This window comes from Mesorhizobium sp. ESP-6-4, from assembly GCF_020164735.1.
Taxonomy (GTDB): domain Bacteria; phylum Pseudomonadota; class Alphaproteobacteria; order Rhizobiales; family Rhizobiaceae; genus Mesorhizobium.
Map to the genome: position 1 here is coordinate 1 of NZ_JAIUGS010000020.1, position 15,444 is coordinate 15,444.

Genomic DNA, 15,444 nt, shown 5'->3' on the forward strand with positions numbered 1-15,444 from the left:
GCTTTTTCTGCTACTGGGCGCACCACTCTGGAGAATTTTCGCGATCCTGCACGATCGGGCGTAACAAAGCGTAAAGCCGCCGCGGCTGTGGCTGAAAGCGTCAGGCCTGGTTGATTGCGATCCAGATGACGTGGCGGGCGCCGCGCTTGCCGTTGGCCCGCGTGTTGATCTCCTCGACCGCGAAGCCGGCCTGTTTCAGCCGCCGGGTGAAGCCGGCGTCCGGTCCCTGCGACCAGACCGCCAGCACGCCGCCGGGCCTTAACGCGGTGCGCGCGGCCGCAAGGCCGGCGGCGCCGTAGAGCGTGTCATTGCCCTCGTAGACGATGCCTTCGGGACCATTGTCGACATCGAGCAGGATCGCGTCCCAGGCGGCTTTCTCCGCCCCTATCACCTGGCCGACATCGACCTCGCGAATGGTGACGCGGGGATCGTCGAGGCAGCCGCCGAAGATCCCCGACATGGGGCCGCGTGCCCAGTCGACGACCGCGGGGACGAGCTCGGCCACGGTGACGGCAGCGTTCCGATCGAGCGCGGCGAGGGCGGCGCGCAAGGTGAAGCCCATGCCGAGCCCGCCGATAAGGATGCTTGGCCGCTCGCGTCCGGCGATACGCTGACAGGAAAGCCTGGCCAGCGCTTCCTCGGAACCGCTGAGGCGGCTGTTCATCAGCTCGTTGGTGCCGAGCATGATCGAGAATTCAGCGCCGCGCCGCTTCAGGCGCAGCTCCTGGCCGCCATCGGGCGTGCGGGCGGAGTCAAGCTGAATCCAGGGGATCACGGCCTGATTCCACTTGCTGGGTTCATGGCCTAGAACGCGACCGCCGGCTGGCTCCAGCGCGCGGCGAGCAGCCGGTAGGGGATCAGCGCCACCACGGCGATGATCAGCTTGACCGAAAGGTCGCCAAGCGCCCAGGAGACCCAGCGCATCGTCTCGACCGGCAGCACGCCCATCAGCGGCGCGGTCTCCAGTGCGAAGCTGTCGTTGGGACCGGCAAAGGCGAAGGCGGCGGAGAAGGCGACGCCGAAGAAGACGACGGTATCGAAGATGGAGCCGACCAGCGTGCCGACGATCGGCGCGCGCCACCAGCTCTGCCGGCGCAGCCGGTTGAAGACGGTAACGTCCAGCAATTGCGCGGCGAGGAAGGCAGCTCCCGAGGCGGCTGCGATGCGCACCAGCCGGTCGGCGGCGGTCTCGAACTCGATCAGTCCATGACGGAACAGGAAGGGCGGAATCAGGATCGAACAGGTCACCGCGGTCATGAAGCCGACGAACACCACCTTGCGCGCCACGGCCGGACCATAGCGGCGGTTGGCGAGGTCGGTGACCAGGAAGGAGAAAGGATAGGTGAAGGCGCCCCAGGTCAGCAGGTCGGCCAGCGACAGGCCGCCGACTTGGCCCTGCATCGGGAACTGCACGAGGATGTTCGACGCCACGACGACAAGCGCCATGGCGGCCACGAAGGGCAAATATCGCGTCAGGAAATACATTTTTTTATCCTGGGTAATGGAACCAGCCGAGCGTCATGCCGACGCTCGCTCCTGTTTCGAGCACCGGTCTGGCCGGGGCTCGAGGCGGTCGTCCCCCGCCTGAAAGCTGCGGCTTTAAGCGGCCGACTGCTCGGCCAGCTTCTTGGCGATCTGCTTCTTGAGCAGACGGGCGCGCTGCGACAATTCCTTGACGTCGGCCTTGGCCAGGAAAGCGTCGAGGCCGCCGCGGTGCTCGACCGAACGCAGCGCGTTGGCCGAAATGCGCAGGCGAACATTCTGGTTCAGCGCTTCGGAAATCAGCGTCACATTAACCAGATTCGGCAGGAAGCGACGCTTGGTCTTGTTGTTGGCGTGGCTCACATTGTTGCCAGTCTGGACTGCCTTGGCAGTGAGTTCGCAGGTGCGGGACATCTTGTCTAACCTCAGTTCTAAGCCTGCCAAACCATTCTGCCCGCGCCGGGCGGCGCGCGGTCTCGGTCAGGCGGCCTTTGGAAAAGTTGGCGTTCCATAGTGGCATTTCACCACTGCGTCAAGCTCCGGCACGCGCCCCGCTGTCAGGCACGCTCCATATAAAGGCCGGATTTCACAGTATAAGCCCATCGCGAAGGGATCTGCCAGGCTGGAGCCGCTGCGTTCCGGCCGAACCGCCAGGGATCAGCCAGCCGCCATGCTCCGTCCTTCTTATGCACTTGCCGCCCTGCTTGCCGTTGCCGTGCCGGCAACGAGCTTCGCCGCCGCGCCGCCGCAGTCGTTCAAGGGCGAGTATACGGTGTCGTTTCTCGGCCTTTCGATCGCCAGGGCGACTTTCTCCAGCCGATACCAAGGCGACAACTATGCCATTGACGGTACCGTCTCGGCCGCCGGCCTCGGCAAGTTGTTCGACGACACGAAAGGCACGATTTCCTCGAAAGGCACCATTTCCGGTAAGCAGATGCAACCGCACGCATTCCGGGCCGACTATACGTCGGGCAAGAAGGCCTCGATGGTCGATATCCGCTTCAACAACGGCGCCGTCACCTCCACGCAAGTCGTTCCCGCGCCAAAGAAGCGCGATCCGAAGAGCTGGGTGCCGCTGGGCGATAGCGACCTGAAATCGGTGCTCGATCCGATGGCCGCGACCGTCATCCATGCCGACAGCCTGGACAAGGTCTGCGGACGCACGGTCAAGTTCTATGATGGCGAGATGCGCGCCGACCTGACCTTGACTTATGCCTCCAAGGGATCGATCTCGGTGCCGGGCTACAAGGGCGACACGGTGACCTGCAAAATGGCCTTCGAGCCGGTGGCGGGCTATCGCAAGGGCCGCAAGGCTTTGAATTTCCTGAAGAACAAGAGCCGCATGCTGGTGACGTTTGCACCGCTCGGCCAATCCGGCATATATGCGCCGATCCGCGCCACGGTCGGGACCCAGATTGGTCCGCTGACCATCAGCGCGAGACGGTTCGAGGCGGTAAATTAGGACAGGCGCCACCGCGCGCCGGCGGGGGAAATATGGGGCGCGCAACACTGATCGGGTTTTCGGCGGTCGCCATGTGGGCGCTGCTGGCGCTGCTCACCAACGCTTCCGGACAGGTGCCACCCTTCCTGTTGTCGGCCATCACCTTCGCCATCGGCACCTGCGTCGGGCTCGTGGCGCGGCTGGTGATGCCGGCTTCCGACCGGGGCCGGAAGATCCCTCGCCAAGTCTGGGTGATCGGCATTGCCGGGCTGTTCGGTTATCATTTCTTCTACTTCACGGCGCTGCGCAATGCGCCGGCGGTCGAGGCGAGCCTGATCGCCTATTTGTGGCCGCTGCTGATCGTGCTCGGCTCGGCGCTGATGCCGGGCGAGCGGCTTGCCTGGAACCATGTCGTCGGGGCGCTGCTCGGCCTTGCCGGCACCTTCCTGATCGTCACCAAGGGCGGCGGGCTGGCCTTCGACGCGCGCTACGCCTTCGGCTATGCGATGGCGGCCGTCTGCGCGCTGTTGTGGTCGTCCTATTCGCTCTTGTCGCGGCGTTTTCCGTCGGTGCCGACCTCGATCGTCACCTGGTTCTGCGCGGCGACGTCGGCGCTGTCGCTGGCCTGCCATCTGCTGCTTGAGAAGACGGTGCTGCCGGACAGCCTCGGACAATGGCTGGCCGTCATCGGGCTCGGCCTGATGCCGGTGGGCGCGGCCTTCTATGCCTGGGATATCGGCGTCAAGCGCGGCAACATCCAGGTGCTGGGCGCGGCGAGCTATGCCGCGCCGCTTCTGTCGACGCTGGTGCTGATCGCTGCCGGCGTCGCCGAGCCGTCGCTGCGCATCCTCGCTGCCTGCGTGCTCATCACCGGTGGCGCTGCGCTCGCGGCGAAGTCGCTGCTGATGCGCAAGCCGGCGGCGAAAGAGGTCAACGCATGATGCCGTTTTCCGGCGGCGTCGAGGCCAACGCCAACGCGACGCTTTTGTTCTCGTTCGTCGCGGCCGTGATCTACGCCTTTGCGCTCGACATGCCGCCGAAGTGGACGCGCACGGCGGCAAAGACGGTTGCCGTGGCTTTGCTGGCCGTGCTTGCCGCCATGCAGGGCGGTCCGCTGCTGCTGGTCGCGGCGCTGGCACTCAGCGCCGTCGGCGACGCCTTCCTGTCGCGCGACGGCGAAAAGGCCTTTCTCGGCGGGCTGGCGAGCTTTCTCGCCGGTCATATCGCCTATGTTGCGCTGTTTTCGCAGGCAGGCGGCGGGCTCGGCCTGTTGAGCGCCGAACCCTGGCGCGGCGCGATCGCCCTGGCCATGGCCGCATTCAGCATCGTCATGCTTGCCGCGCTCTGGCGCCGCGTCGGCCCGCAACTGCGCGCGCCGGTCGCCGTCTATGTCGCGGCGATCCTCGCCATGGGCATTTCGGCGCTCACCACGGACCATCCCTGGGTGATTGCCGGCGCGGTGCTGTTCATCGCCTCGGACGGGCTGCTGGCAACGGAGCGCTTTCTGGTCGCGGCGATCTCGCCGCAGCTCGTGTGGATGCGCCACGCGGTCTGGGTGCTTTACTACGCCGCCCAGCTGGCGATCACGCTGGGACTTCTACTCGCCTAGTCTAGCCGGCTGCCAGCCCGGCTCGGCCAGCTCGAAAGCGGCGAAATCGAAGCCCGGCGCCACGGTGCAGCCGACCAGCGTCCACTCGCCCAGGCTGCGCGCCGACTGCCACCAGCCGGCCGGCACGACGATCTGCGGCCGCTCGCCGGCGGTAAGAGCCGTGCCAAGCACCTGCTCGATGACGGCGCCTGCGCCTTCCTCATGCATCGACAGCGCCAGCGGCGCTCCGGCATAAAAATGCCAGACCTCGGCCGCGTCCTTCACCCGGTGCCAGGCCGAAAGCTGGCCGTGCTCGAGCAGGAAGTAGATCGCGGTCGAATGACCGCGCGGGCCGCCCGCGGCGTCGCGAAAGGTCTCGGCGTACCAGCCGCCCTCCGGATGCGGCTCGAGGCCTAGCCTTGCGATGATCTCGGCGGCGCTGGTCATTGGCGGCCTTTGCTGCGACGAACGTCGAGCCTTTTGGTCGACATGCGGTGGAACTAAAAATTATCCTTGCGCTTGCGGATCTCGGCAAACACCTCGGCGTCCGAGGCGTTCTCCATGCCGAGGTGCTTGCGGATCGTCGGGTCGTGCCAGCGCAGGAACGGGTTGGTCGACAACTCCTCGCCGATGGTCGTCGGCAATGTCGGCTTGTCGTCGGCGCGCAGCGCTTCGATCCTCGCCGCGCGCTGCTTCAGCGCTGAGTTGGTCGGGTCGACCGTCACCGCGAAACGGGCATTGGCCAAGGTGTATTCGTGGCCGCAGTAGATGGCGGTTTGCGCCGGCAGCGCCGCCAGCTTCTTCAAAGAGTCATACATGACCGGCGGCTTGCATTCGAACAGGCGGCCGCAACCCAGCGCAAACAGCGTATCGGCGGTGAAGGCCACTTTCGAGGCCGGCAGATAGTAGGAGACGTGGCCGGCGGTATGGCCGGGCGTCTCGATGACCTCGATTCGTTCCTCGCCAAGGAGCACGACCGAGCCTTGGCTGACCGTCTCGTCGATGCCGGGGATCTTCGCCTTCTCGGCTTCCGGGCCGACGATGCGCAATTTGAAGCGTTCCTTCAGCGCCAGATTGGCTTCGACATGGTCAGCATGATGGTGCGTGGTGAGGATCAATGTCGGCGTCCAGCCGGTGCGCTTGACCGCCGCCAGGATCGGCGCTTCTTGCGGCGCGTCGATGATCGCCGTCTGTCCGCTTTTCGGATCGTGGACCAGCACGCCGAAATTGTCGGTGCGGCACATGAACTGCTCGATTTCGACCGGCATCGCATGTCTCCCTTTGTCGTCGCAGACATAGGGCGGCCGGCCGCCGATGTCATCCGGGTTTGTTGAACTCGGCACCTTTGTTGAACTTTCCGCCTTTGTTGAACTTGGGCCCCTTCGCAGCTACCGTCGCGCGCATGCATTCGGATATCGTCGACCTGCGTTCCTTCTATTCGACCACGCTCGGGCGCCTGGCCGAGCATTCGATCACCATGGCGCTGTCGTCCGTATGGGCGACCGTTCCCAATGAGCGGCTGGTCGGCCTCGGCTATGCGCTGCCATGGCTGGAACGCTTCGGCACCGATGCCGAGCGCGTCTTCGCCTTCATGCCGGCAACGCAAGGCGCGGTGGTGTGGCCGGTGTCGGGGCCGACGGCGACGGCGCTGGTCTTCGACGAGGAACTGCCGCTGGTCGATTCCTGCATCGACCGCGTGCTTTTGGTGCATTCGCTCGAACATGCCGAAAATCCGCGCGAGACGCTGAACGAGATCTGGCGCGTGCTGTCGCCGGCCGGGCGCGTTGTCATCGTCGTGCCCAACCGGCGCGGCGTCTGGGCGCGGTTCGAGCACACGCCCTTCGGCAATGGCCGGCCGTTCTCGCGTGGCCAGTTGACCGAGCTGCTGCGCGAGGCGAATTTCACCCCGGCGACATGGAGCGATGCGCTGTTCTTCCCGCCGTCGCCGCGGCGTTTCATGATGCGCTTCCACAATGTGCTGGAGAAGGCCGGCCGGCGGTTCTGGCCGATCTTTTCCGGCGTCATCGTCGTCGAGGCGCAGAAGCGGCTCTACCAGGGCGTGCCGGTCGCGCAGCGTGCCTCCCGCCGCGTCTTCGTGCCGGTCTTCTCGCCGCAGGGCGCAACGCGGCTTGGCCGGCGTGCGGCTGACGCCGCGCCTGGCCAAGTGACGCGTTCGTGATCGCCGCGCCTTGCATCGCGCGGCAATCGTCACCCTATCTGAGGCATGCCCGAGCTAAGGCATGCTCGCTCGGCGCGGTATTCATGACCGCAGCGGAAAACCAGGAATATCCTTCATGGACGACCAGACCAATAAAAAGCCGGGGCCGCAGAAACCCGTTGTCTCGGTGGAGGCGAGCAGCCTCGCCGACCAGGTGGCGACGATCAAGCTGGGGCTGAAATCCTCGCCGGTGCGCAGGCAACTTGCCTGGGTCTCCATCGGTATCGTCGCGGTCATCGTCGCAACCTCGGTCGGACAGGTCCTGCTCAATCGCTGGAACCAGCCTTTCTACGATGCGCTGGCCCGGCGCGACATGACGGCCTTCCTGCACCAGCTTCTGGTCTTTGCGATGATCGCCGGCGGGCTTCTGGTGCTCAATATCGGCCAGACCTGGCTCAACCAGATGATCCGTCTGAGGCTGCGCGAGGCGCTGACGCTCGACCTGATCGATCAATGGATGCGCCCGGCGCGGGCCTTCCGGCTTGCCAATGCCGGCGCCATCGGCGTCAATCCCGACCAGCGCATGCAGCAGGATGCCGCTCATTTGTCGGATCTGTCGACGGATCTGGGCGTCGGCCTGCTGCAGTCGTTCATTCTGCTTGTCTCCTTCATCGGCGTGCTGTGGGAGCTGTCTTCCGGCTTCGTGTTCCATGTCGGCGGCCATTCGCTGGAGATACCGGGCTACATGGTCTGGGCCGCGTTCCTCTATGCCGGCATCGCCTCGTGGCTGAGTTGGCTGGTCGGGCGTCCGCTGATCGGCCTCAACAGCGAGCGCTACACCCGCGAGGCGGAGCTGCGCTCCTCCATGGTGCGGGTCAACGAGAATGTCGATGCGATCGCGCTCTATCATGGCGAACCAGACGCCAGGCGCCGGCTCGAGCTCGATCTCGGCACGGTGCTGGGCGCCATGCGGCGCATCTTCGCCGCCCAGATCAACCTGGCCTGGGTGACCGACACCTATGGCTGGATAACGGTGGTGGCGCCTATCCTGGTGGCTTCGCCGGTCTATTTCTCGGGCGACATCTCATTCGGCGGGTTGATGATGGCGGTCGGCGCCTTCAACCAGGTTCATTCTTCCCTGCGCTGGTTCATCAACAACATCGGCAGCATAGCCGACTGGCGCGCGACTCTGATGCGCGTGGCCGATTTCCGCATCGCGCTCACCGAAACCGACGCGCTGCATGATACGGAAAAACACATCCAGTTCGGCGAAAACGCCAATGGCAGCCTGACCTTCGACACGCTTCAGGTGGCTTCGCCGGAAGGCTGCACCAAGCTTGCCCAGACGGATGTCGAAATCCACGCCGGCGAGCGCGTCATGATCACCGGCGAGCCGGGCGCCGGCAAGACATTGTTCTTCCGCGCCCTTGCCGGCCTGTGGCCGTGGGGGAGCGGGCGGATCGGCCTGCCGGCCGGCGAGACCCCCATCTTCGTGCCGCGCGTGCCCTATTTCCCGGCCGGCACGCTGCGCGAGGTGCTCGATCATCCGAACGGCGAGGCCCCGGCCAGCGATGCCGAGATCGCGGCGGTGCTTGGCGAGGTCGGCCTCGATCCACTGGCAACCACCCTTGATCGTCCCAGGCGATGGGAACGCGAGCTCGGCGATGACGAACAACGGGCGCTGGCTTTCGCCAGGCTCGCCTTGCGCAAGCCGAAATGGGTGATCATCGACGAAGCCCTGGATGCGTTCGACGGGCCGACGTTGCGGCGGGTGCTAGCCATGCTGCAGAAGCGCCTGCCCGAAACCGCAATCATCAATATCGGGCGGGGCCAGCACAACACCCAGTTCTTCCCGCGCGCGCTGAATATCGTGAAGGATACCGGCGCACCGGCTTTGAAGCCGGCCCGTGTCCGCGCCGGCGCGATCGAGCCACCACCCATCGCTGCCCGCCAGGGGAAGAAATAGCTTATTTTCGCCGTGATCGCCGGGAAAATCCGCCGGGTCGTTCGAGGCTGCCATGCTTGCGATGCTCGGCCTGCTTGTGTGCCTTGCCTGCGCCGAGGCGGCGCCATTGCCCATCCCGGGCAAAGGCGCGCCGGTGGACGTGGAACTTGTGCTTGCCGTCGATATCTCGCAGTCGATGGACCAGCGTGAACTCGCCCTGCAGCGCGCCGGCTATGTCGAAGCGCTGCGCCATCCCGACTTCATCAACGCCGTACGCGCGGGTCCAAATGGCCGCATAGCGCTCGCCTATTTCGAATGGGCGGGCGTCGTGCGCGAGGACGGGGCCATTGCCTGGCAGATCATCGACGGCGAGGACAGCGCCAACGCCTTCGCCGACAAGATCGCCACGCGGCCGTTCCGCAGCTTCCGCGGCACCTCGATCTCGGGCGCCCTCGGCTTCGGCGCCGGGCTCCTGGAGAGAACCGGCTTTTCGGCGCCACGCCGCGTCATCGACATATCGGGAGACGGGCCCAACAATACCGGGCTGCCCGTCACCGCAGCCCGTGACGCCGCCGTTGCCAGCGGTGTCGTCATCAACGGCCTGCCCATACTGATCAGTCCGTCGCCGAGTGTCGGCCGTCTCGACCGCTACTACGCCGACTGCGTGACCGGAGGAGCCGGTTCGTTCGTGCTGCCGATCTACGCGGCGTCCGAATTCTCGACCGCCGTCCGCCGCAAGCTGGTCCAGGAAGTCAGCGGCCTGACAGACGCCAGATCCTTCCACGTCGAGGATGCGATGCCGGTCGATTGCCTGCTGGGCGAGCGCCTGCGGCAGCGGTTTTCCGATCCTTATTTCCCGGAACTCGACAGATAGCCGTCGTGCGGTTCTCAGATCGCCCGGGCGCCGTATTTGGCGCGGAACTCATCATAGCAGTCGCGCCGCCAGCGGCGGCCGACGACATAGCCGCGCAAGAGTTCGGCGGGCGAGTAGCCGAGCGACTTGGACGCCCGGTTGGCATGATAGCCCGAAAACGCCTGCGGCAACCTGCCCTTGAGGATATCGGCGATGATCTGGCGCGCTATCATGTAAGGCGGAACGTCGGGATAGCGGTCGGCGATATAAGGATGCTTGTCGATCAGACTGGCATAGGCCTCGACATAGCCATCGCGGCGGCCTGAGATCGAATTCTCCGAATTGTACTTCTTCCAGTCGATGTCTTCGGACAGCAAGGCGCCGCCGCGTTGGGCAAAGCGCAGCAGCAATTCGCGATCCTGCATGCGCGTGATGTCGCTGTCATAGCCGCCGATCGCGAGCAGCGACTCGCGCCTTGCGGTGATCGCCGAGCCGGCAATGAAGATGGTCTGCGAGACCAGGGCGCGCTGCAGCGTGCTCTTGTCGAGGAAGGCGTCGCGATTGATGCATTTGGTGCTGCGGCCGCCCTTCAGCGATACGAACGAGCTAATGAGGACTTCGAGCGAGGAGTTCTGGTCGAAGCGCGCCAGCGTCCGTTCCAGCCGGTCGGGCAGGTAGACATCGTCCGAATCGAGAAACGTCACGATCGGCGCCCGCGCGCGCTCGATGCCCGCATTGCGCGCGGCATTTGCGCCGCGCCATTTGGCGCCGACATAAATCAGCCTCGGGTCGCGGATTTCGGCGAGCGCAGCGGCCGTCCCGTCGGTCGAACCGTCGTCGACCACAATGTGCTCGAAGCGGGTAAGTGTCTGCGCCAGAACGCTTTCCACCGCGCGCACGACCTGGCTGCGACGGTTATGGGTTGGCGTGATCACTGAGATCAGCGGAACGTCCTGGCTCGACATCGGGCTGCCACCACCGGTCGGATCTAGCGTTTGTCGGATGGGTCCGATGGCTATCTTCGTGTCCCACCTCTGATTTGCGGCCGACGCTACAAAAAAACCCCCTTTGTGTCACGCCAGGCCGGCCGAGAAATGCCGAAATTAGCGGTTTTTCCGCAACATTGCGGTCTGATGGCAACACAACTGGCCTTCCTGTTGATTGGGCGGCCCGCCAATAGGAACCAACGGACGGTTTTGTCCCGATTATTTCTGAGGTAATCGACCGAACTACCTAGCTGCCGCATGGTGATCTCCAAGAAGCCGACCGATCGGCTTTGTTTCATCAAGGAGCAGGATCATGACCGCTTACGCCGTTGCCCATATGCGCCAAGTCACCCCGGGTCCCTGGATACTCGAATATCTCGAGAGGATAGACGCCACGCTGGCGCCGTTCGGCGGGCGCTTCGTCGTCCACGGCGGCGACGTCGAGGTCGTCGAGAACAGCTGGCCCGGGCACCTGATCGTCATCGAATTCCCCGGCAGGCAGCACATGCGGGACTGGTACAATTCACCGGCCTATCAGGCGATCCTTTCGCTGCGCACCGAGAACTCGCAGTCCGACGTGATCTTCGTCGACGGCGTCGAGCATCCGCACAAGGCTACGGATGTGCTTGGCTGAACGGCCGACGAAGACGAATTGGCGTGCGCACTGCCTAAATTAGCTGTGCCCGGTATAGTCGGGCAAGGTCTCGATCTGGTCGCGAACGATGCCGGCAGCCAGGCCGAAATGGCCGAGAAAGGCAAGGGTGTAGAATGCTAGGCCGAGCGCCAGCGAAAACGGAATCTGCCAGAAAGGCATGCCAGCCTGTGGCGCATGAGCGATCACGCGACGTGTTGTGCGCCACGACATCGTTCCCCAGCGAGAGAACGATTTGGCGATCCGCCGGGCGCGATTAGGGGCATGAAGCGCGACGAACTTCCGGTCGGCATCCCTGCCAGTCACCAGAGCGCGCCAACAGAAGAAACGCAAACCGCGCGGCGGGTAGTGGTAAGCGCGCGCGTCGACATTGACGATTTTGTGGCCCTCGCGCCAAAGCTGATGCATCAACAGCGTGCAAGACACCTTGAAACCATTATGTTTCGGAAAGGGATGACTGGAAATCCAGTCGCGCCGGAAGGCGACATTGTTGGCATTGATGGCTCGCTTCGCCGCAAATCTCGTGTCTCCACGGGCCATCGGGAAGAACCAGATCAAGGCGAAGGTTCGCGAAGAGAAATCATCGTACCAAAGATAGGTATGACCGTTGACGCAGACGGTTTCGTTATCGCGAAAGGGCGTCAGCATGGCTGCGAGCCAACCCTGCTCCGTAACCGTGTCGGAATCCGTGAAAATGACTGCGTTCCCTTCGGCTAAACGCACGCCATTGTTCTTGAGCTCGTAATACCGGCCACCTGGGCAGGCGGCGAAGATCATCTCGGCGGCTTCGCCCAACTGCGGCGCTTCGGCCTTAATGTGGCTTTGCAGGATCGAGGCGTCGGCGTCTGACCCGGCATGCGAGATGATAACCTTCGGTCGCGCAAAGCCTTTTGCTGAAACAGCGGCGATCTCGCGCGCCAGGGCCTTCAATCCCAAACCGATCTCGTCCCAGTCGACGGATCTGGCATTTTCCATTTCAATCACAATCGAATAGGTTGGATGTTCCATTGCCACCGTTCGCACCCATCTCGTAATCGCAGAAAACACAAGGTTCGACCAAAGCTACCGTCATCGCCTCAGCAAAAACACCGCCTGCTGACCAAAAAAATTCCAGAACCACCAGGGCATCGACAGGCCGATCTTCTGGCCGTTGGCGTCGAGCGCGGTTGCCTTCTCGACGGTCGCGCCAAGCTCCTCGCACAGATTGACGAAGTCGCGGATGGTGCAGAAATGGATGTTGGGCGTGTCGTACCAGGAGTAGGGCAGGTCCTTGGTGACCGGCATCCTGCCCTTGACCAACAGCGAGAAGCGCACGCGCCAGTGGCCGAAATTGGGGAAGGAGACGATGGCGCGGTTGCCGATACGAAGCAGCTCGTCGAGCACCAGCTTCGGGTTGCGGGTCGCCTGCAGGGTCTGTGAGAGCACGACGAAGTCGAAGCCCTTGTCGGGATAGAATTCGAGGTCCTTGTCGGCATCGCCCTGAACGACGGAAAGGCCGCGCGCCACGCATTCGTTGACGCCGCGCTGCGACAGTTCCAGCCCGCGGCCGTCGACCTGCTTGGTCTCCTGCAGGAGTTCCAGAAGCAGTCCATCGCCCGAGCCGACATCGAGGACGCGCGAATTGGCCGGGATGAGATCGGTGACGACCTCGAGGTCGACACGCTGGGCGCGATTGACGCTCATGGCTTCGCCTCCTGCATAGCGCATGATCGCGGTCCGAAAAGTCGGCGACTTGTCGGGGTCATAGGCTTAGCCCCCTGGCGCGGGCGGCGGAGGCGATGAAGCCGTTGATGGCCGCGAACAGCTCCGGCTCGTCGAGCAGGAAGGCGTCGTGGCCGCGATCGGTCTCGATCTCGACGAAGGAGACGGAAGCGCCCGCCGCGTTCAAGGCATGCACGATCGATCGGCTCTCCTCGGTCGGGAACAGCCAGTCGCTGGTGAAGGAAACCAGGCAAAAACGCGTCTTGGTGCCGGCGAAGGCGTCGGCCAGGCGCCCGCCGTGATCGGCGGCAAGGTCGAAATAGTCCATCGCGCGGGTCAGATAGAGGTAGGAATTGGCGTCGAAGCGGTCGACGAAGGTCATGCCCTGATGGCGCAGATAGCTCTCGATCTGGAAATCGGCGTCGAAGCCGAAGGTCAGCGCCTCGCGGTCCTGCAAATTGCGGCCGAACTTGCGGTGGAGCGCGGCTTCCGAAAGGTAGGTGATGTGAGCGGCCATGCGCGCGACGGCGAGCCCTTTTTCCGGCCGCTTGCCGAAATCGAGATATTTGCCGCCATGCCAGTCGGGATCGGCCATGACGGCCTGTCGGCCGACTTCATGGAAGGCGATGTTCTGCGAGGAATGGCGGGCGCCGGTGGCGATCGGCAGGACGCAGAACACGCGCTCCGAATGGCTCGCCGCCCATTCCAGAACCTGCATGCCGCCCATCGAGCCGCCAAGCACGCAAAACAGCTTCTCGATGCCGAAATGATCGACCAGCATCGTCTGCGCGCGCACCATGTCGCGGATGGTGATGATCGGCAGGTCGAGCCCGTAGGGCTTGCCGGTCGCCGGGTTGGTGGAGGCCGGACCAGTCGAGCCGAGGCAGCCGCCGACGACGTTGGAGCAGATGACGAAGAAACGGTTGGTGTCGATGATCCTGCCGGGGCCGATCAGAACCTCCCACCAGCCCGGCTTGCCGGTCACCGGATTGGTGTTGGCGACGTGCTGGTCGCCGGTCAGCGCATGGCAGACGAGGATGGCATTGGAACGCGCGTCGTTGAGCGTGCCATAGGTCTGGTAGGCAATCTGGAAGGGCGAGAGCAGCGTTCCGGCGTCGAGCTTCAGCGGCTTGTCGGGGCCGAACCGCAGCACCGGGCTCGACGGATGGTCGGCCTCGTCGTTGGTTCTTGCAGCACGCTGAGCGGCCATGTCCGTCCTCATCCTGTCCCGCATCGGTTTCGTCCCGACGCGGTGTCCGGCCGGCAGCGGACAATAAAAAACCGGCATTGCCGTCGCAAAGCCGGTTACAGGTTGCAAACGGCCCTTTAGCGAGTTGTTTAACGTGGCTGCAAGCCGACCGGCCAAATCACCACGGGAGTCTGGCAATCCTTCTAGGACCAGCGCCGCGCTTCGTCAACGGGTGGCCTCCTCGCGACCGGATACGGGTGCCAGCCGGCGGCACTCGACATTCCAGCCCGTGGCCTGTATTTCCGCTGCGGCCTTGAAGGCCTTCTCGACGGATTTGTGACATGAAGCAGGATCAGCCCCGTCCGACGCCCCGCGCGGGCATTATGGACATCGAGGCCTATGTGCCGGGAAAAAGCACCGCGCCGGCCGGCGTGACGAAGGTCTATAAGCTGTCGGCGAACGAAAATCCGCTCGGGCCCTCGCCGAAAGCGATCGAGGCCGCGCGCGAAGTGGCGGCGAAGCTCGATGTCTATCCGGACGGCTCTGCCCGCCGGCTGCGCGAGGCGATCGCCGAGGTGCATGGCCTCAACCCGACCAACATCATCTGCTCCAACGGCTCCGACGAGATCCTGGGGCTGCTGGCGCAGACCTATCTCGCGCCGGGCGACGAGGCCGTGTTCACCGAGCACGCCTTCATGGTCTACAAAATCTATATCCAGGCGGCGGGCGCAAAGCCGGTGGCGGTCAAGGAAACCGAGGAGCGCGCCGACATCGACGCGATTCTCGCGGCGGTGACGCCGGCGACGCGGATCGTGTTCCTCGCCAACCCCAACAATCCGACCGGCACCTACGTGCCGTTCCAGGAAGTGCGCCGGCTGCACGCTGCATTGCCGAAGAACGTGCTCCTGGTGCTAGACGCGGCCTACGCCGAATATGTGCGGCGCAACGACTACGAGGCCGGCATCGAGCTCGCCGGCAGTTCCGAGAACGTGGTGATGACCCGCACCTTCTCCAAGCTCGGCCTCGGCGGCGCGCGCGTTGGCTGGATGTACGGGCCGGCGCATATCGTCGATGCGATCAACCGCATTCGCGGCCCCTTCAACGTCAACGCTACGGCGATTGAGGCCGGCATCGCCGCGATCCGCGACCGCGCCCATATCGAGCGCAGCGTGGCGCATAACGAGAAATGGCTGGCCTGGCTCAGCGGCGAGCTCACCGGGCTCGGCCTGCGCGTCACGCCCAGCGTCGGCAATTTCGTCCTGATCCATTTCCCCGACGGCGAGAAACATTCGGCGACGGCCGCGGACGACTATCTGAGCGCCCGCGGCTACATCCTGCGCCGCGTCACCGGCTACGGCTTCCCCAATGCGCTGCGCATGAGCGTCGGCACCGAGGAAGCCAATCGCGGCGTCATCGATGCGCTCACGACCTTCCTGAAAAGCTAGAACA

17 protein-coding genes and 1 riboswitch are annotated in these 15,444 nt (G+C 64.3%); of the genes, 8 read left to right on the plus strand and 9 right to left on the minus strand.

Annotation, left to right across the window (positions count from 1 at the left end):
- Positions 1-100 precede the first annotated feature (100 nt).
- From LB523_RS24840 to rpmB, 3 genes are all read right to left on the minus strand, one after another.
- Positions 101-775, minus strand: a complete 675-nt coding sequence (locus LB523_RS24840; RefSeq protein WP_224607926.1) for a hypothetical protein — start codon at positions 773-775, stop codon at positions 101-103.
- Between the two features lie 29 nt (positions 776-804).
- Positions 805-1,485, minus strand: a complete 681-nt coding sequence (locus LB523_RS24845; RefSeq protein ID WP_224607930.1) for a queuosine precursor transporter — start codon at positions 1,483-1,485, stop codon at positions 805-807.
- A gap of 114 nt (positions 1,486-1,599) precedes the next feature.
- Positions 1,600-1,896: a 50S ribosomal protein L28 gene (gene rpmB / locus LB523_RS24850; protein ID WP_095767449.1), complete on the minus strand. Its 297-nt coding sequence runs from the start codon at positions 1,894-1,896 to the stop codon at positions 1,600-1,602.
- A 256-nt stretch (positions 1,897-2,152) separates the two neighbouring features.
- Here rpmB and LB523_RS24855 point away from each other — a divergent pair, with 256 nt between their 5' ends.
- From LB523_RS24855 to LB523_RS24865, 3 genes are read left to right on the plus strand one after another with little or no spacing between them, the layout of a single operon-like run.
- On the plus strand, positions 2,153-2,944 hold the full coding sequence (locus LB523_RS24855) for a DUF3108 domain-containing protein (protein ID WP_224607933.1): 792 nt from the start codon (positions 2,153-2,155) through the stop codon (positions 2,942-2,944).
- Between the two features lie 32 nt (positions 2,945-2,976).
- Complete coding sequence (locus LB523_RS24860; protein ID WP_095767451.1) at positions 2,977-3,864, plus strand: DMT family transporter; 888 nt, start codon at positions 2,977-2,979, stop codon at positions 3,862-3,864.
- Positions 3,861-4,532, plus strand: coding sequence for a lysoplasmalogenase (locus LB523_RS24865; RefSeq protein ID WP_224607936.1), 672 nt, complete (start codon positions 3,861-3,863; stop codon positions 4,530-4,532). The genes LB523_RS24860 and LB523_RS24865 overlap by 4 nt, the downstream gene beginning before the upstream one ends.
- On the opposite strand, the gene LB523_RS24870 is transcribed toward LB523_RS24865, so the two are convergent.
- Together LB523_RS24870 and gloB are read right to left on the minus strand one after the other, a co-directional pair.
- Complete coding sequence (locus LB523_RS24870; RefSeq protein WP_224607939.1) at positions 4,521-4,958, minus strand: cupin domain-containing protein; 438 nt, start codon at positions 4,956-4,958, stop codon at positions 4,521-4,523. The genes LB523_RS24865 and LB523_RS24870 overlap by 12 nt on opposite strands.
- Positions 4,959-5,011: 53 nt before the next feature.
- Positions 5,012-5,779 (minus strand): hydroxyacylglutathione hydrolase, encoded by a 768-nt coding sequence (gene gloB / locus LB523_RS24875; RefSeq protein ID WP_224607943.1) that lies wholly within the window; start codon positions 5,777-5,779, stop codon positions 5,012-5,014.
- A 134-nt stretch (positions 5,780-5,913) separates the two neighbouring features.
- On the opposite strand from gloB, the gene LB523_RS24880 reads away from it, so the two are divergent.
- The 3 genes from LB523_RS24880 (at position 5,914) to LB523_RS24890 (ending at position 9,488) form a co-directional block, all read left to right on the plus strand.
- Positions 5,914-6,690, plus strand: coding sequence for a class I SAM-dependent methyltransferase (locus LB523_RS24880; protein ID WP_095767455.1), 777 nt, complete (start codon positions 5,914-5,916; stop codon positions 6,688-6,690).
- 115 nt (positions 6,691-6,805) lie between these two features.
- A complete protein-coding gene (locus LB523_RS24885) occupies positions 6,806-8,635 on the plus strand; it encodes an ABC transporter ATP-binding protein/permease (protein WP_224607946.1) in 1,830 nt (609 codons plus the stop codon).
- A 61-nt stretch (positions 8,636-8,696) separates the two neighbouring features.
- Positions 8,697-9,488 (plus strand): DUF1194 domain-containing protein, encoded by a 792-nt coding sequence (locus tag LB523_RS24890; RefSeq protein ID WP_411966492.1) that lies wholly within the window; start codon positions 8,697-8,699, stop codon positions 9,486-9,488.
- 14 nt (positions 9,489-9,502) lie between these two features.
- On the opposite strand, the gene LB523_RS24895 is transcribed toward LB523_RS24890, so the two are convergent.
- Complete coding sequence (locus LB523_RS24895; protein ID WP_224607952.1) at positions 9,503-10,432, minus strand: glycosyltransferase family 2 protein; 930 nt, start codon at positions 10,430-10,432, stop codon at positions 9,503-9,505.
- 334 nt (positions 10,433-10,766) lie between these two features.
- Here LB523_RS24895 and LB523_RS24900 point away from each other — a divergent pair, with 334 nt between their 5' ends.
- Entirely contained in the window at positions 10,767-11,087 is a 321-nt protein-coding gene (locus LB523_RS24900; protein WP_224607956.1) for a DUF1330 domain-containing protein, read from the plus strand.
- Between the two features lie 39 nt (positions 11,088-11,126).
- Here the strand turns inward: LB523_RS24900 and LB523_RS24905 are convergent, their stop codons facing one another.
- The 3 genes from LB523_RS24905 to metX are packed head-to-tail and all read right to left on the minus strand — an operon-like array spanning position 11,127 to position 14,016.
- A complete protein-coding gene (locus LB523_RS24905) occupies positions 11,127-12,113 on the minus strand; it encodes a glycosyltransferase (protein WP_224607959.1) in 987 nt (328 codons plus the stop codon).
- A 60-nt stretch (positions 12,114-12,173) separates the two neighbouring features.
- The gene (metW, locus tag LB523_RS24910; RefSeq protein ID WP_095767561.1) at positions 12,174-12,788 is read right to left on the minus strand and encodes a methionine biosynthesis protein MetW; all 615 of its coding nucleotides are present in this window, start codon (positions 12,786-12,788) and stop codon (positions 12,174-12,176) included.
- Between the two features lie 58 nt (positions 12,789-12,846).
- Positions 12,847-14,016, minus strand: coding sequence for a homoserine O-acetyltransferase MetX (metX, locus tag LB523_RS24915; RefSeq protein ID WP_224527392.1), 1,170 nt, complete (start codon positions 14,014-14,016; stop codon positions 12,847-12,849).
- 96 nt (positions 14,017-14,112) lie between these two features.
- Positions 14,113-14,190: riboswitch (SAM riboswitch) on the minus strand.
- Between the two features lie 146 nt (positions 14,191-14,336).
- Between metX and hisC the strand changes: the two genes are divergently transcribed.
- Entirely contained in the window at positions 14,337-15,440 is a 1,104-nt protein-coding gene (gene hisC, locus LB523_RS24920) for a histidinol-phosphate transaminase (RefSeq protein ID WP_224607962.1), read from the plus strand.
- The last annotated feature ends 4 nt before the right edge of the window (positions 15,441-15,444 follow it).

Bases quoted from the DNA above. Each gene is read 5' to 3' on its own strand.
- LB523_RS24860 (WP_095767451.1), top strand. From the start codon at position 2,977: ATGGGGCGCGCAACACTGATCGGGTTTTCGGCGGTCGCCATGTGGGCG.
- metW (WP_095767561.1), bottom strand. From the start codon at position 12,788: ATGAGCGTCAATCGCGCCCAGCGTGTCGACCTCGAGGTCGTCACCGAT.
- LB523_RS24855 (WP_224607933.1), top strand. From the start codon at position 2,153: ATGCTCCGTCCTTCTTATGCACTTGCCGCCCTGCTTGCCGTTGCCGTG.
- LB523_RS24845 (WP_224607930.1), bottom strand. From the start codon at position 1,485: ATGTATTTCCTGACGCGATATTTGCCCTTCGTGGCCGCCATGGCGCTT.
- LB523_RS24905 (WP_224607959.1), bottom strand. From the start codon at position 12,113: ATGGAACATCCAACCTATTCGATTGTGATTGAAATGGAAAATGCCAGA.
- gloB (WP_224607943.1), bottom strand. From the start codon at position 5,779: ATGCCGGTCGAAATCGAGCAGTTCATGTGCCGCACCGACAATTTCGGC.
- hisC (WP_224607962.1), top strand. From the start codon at position 14,337: ATGAAGCAGGATCAGCCCCGTCCGACGCCCCGCGCGGGCATTATGGAC.
- LB523_RS24880 (WP_095767455.1), top strand. From the start codon at position 5,914: ATGCATTCGGATATCGTCGACCTGCGTTCCTTCTATTCGACCACGCTC.
- LB523_RS24900 (WP_224607956.1), top strand. From the start codon at position 10,767: ATGACCGCTTACGCCGTTGCCCATATGCGCCAAGTCACCCCGGGTCCC.
- LB523_RS24885 (WP_224607946.1), top strand. From the start codon at position 6,806: ATGGACGACCAGACCAATAAAAAGCCGGGGCCGCAGAAACCCGTTGTC.
- LB523_RS24890 (WP_411966492.1), top strand. From the start codon at position 8,697: ATGCTCGGCCTGCTTGTGTGCCTTGCCTGCGCCGAGGCGGCGCCATTG.
- LB523_RS24895 (WP_224607952.1), bottom strand. From the start codon at position 10,432: ATGTCGAGCCAGGACGTTCCGCTGATCTCAGTGATCACGCCAACCCAT.
- LB523_RS24870 (WP_224607939.1), bottom strand. From the start codon at position 4,958: ATGACCAGCGCCGCCGAGATCATCGCAAGGCTAGGCCTCGAGCCGCAT.
- rpmB (WP_095767449.1), bottom strand. From the start codon at position 1,896: ATGTCCCGCACCTGCGAACTCACTGCCAAGGCAGTCCAGACTGGCAAC.
- metX (WP_224527392.1), bottom strand. From the start codon at position 14,016: ATGGCCGCTCAGCGTGCTGCAAGAACCAACGACGAGGCCGACCATCCG.
- LB523_RS24865 (WP_224607936.1), top strand. From the start codon at position 3,861: ATGATGCCGTTTTCCGGCGGCGTCGAGGCCAACGCCAACGCGACGCTT.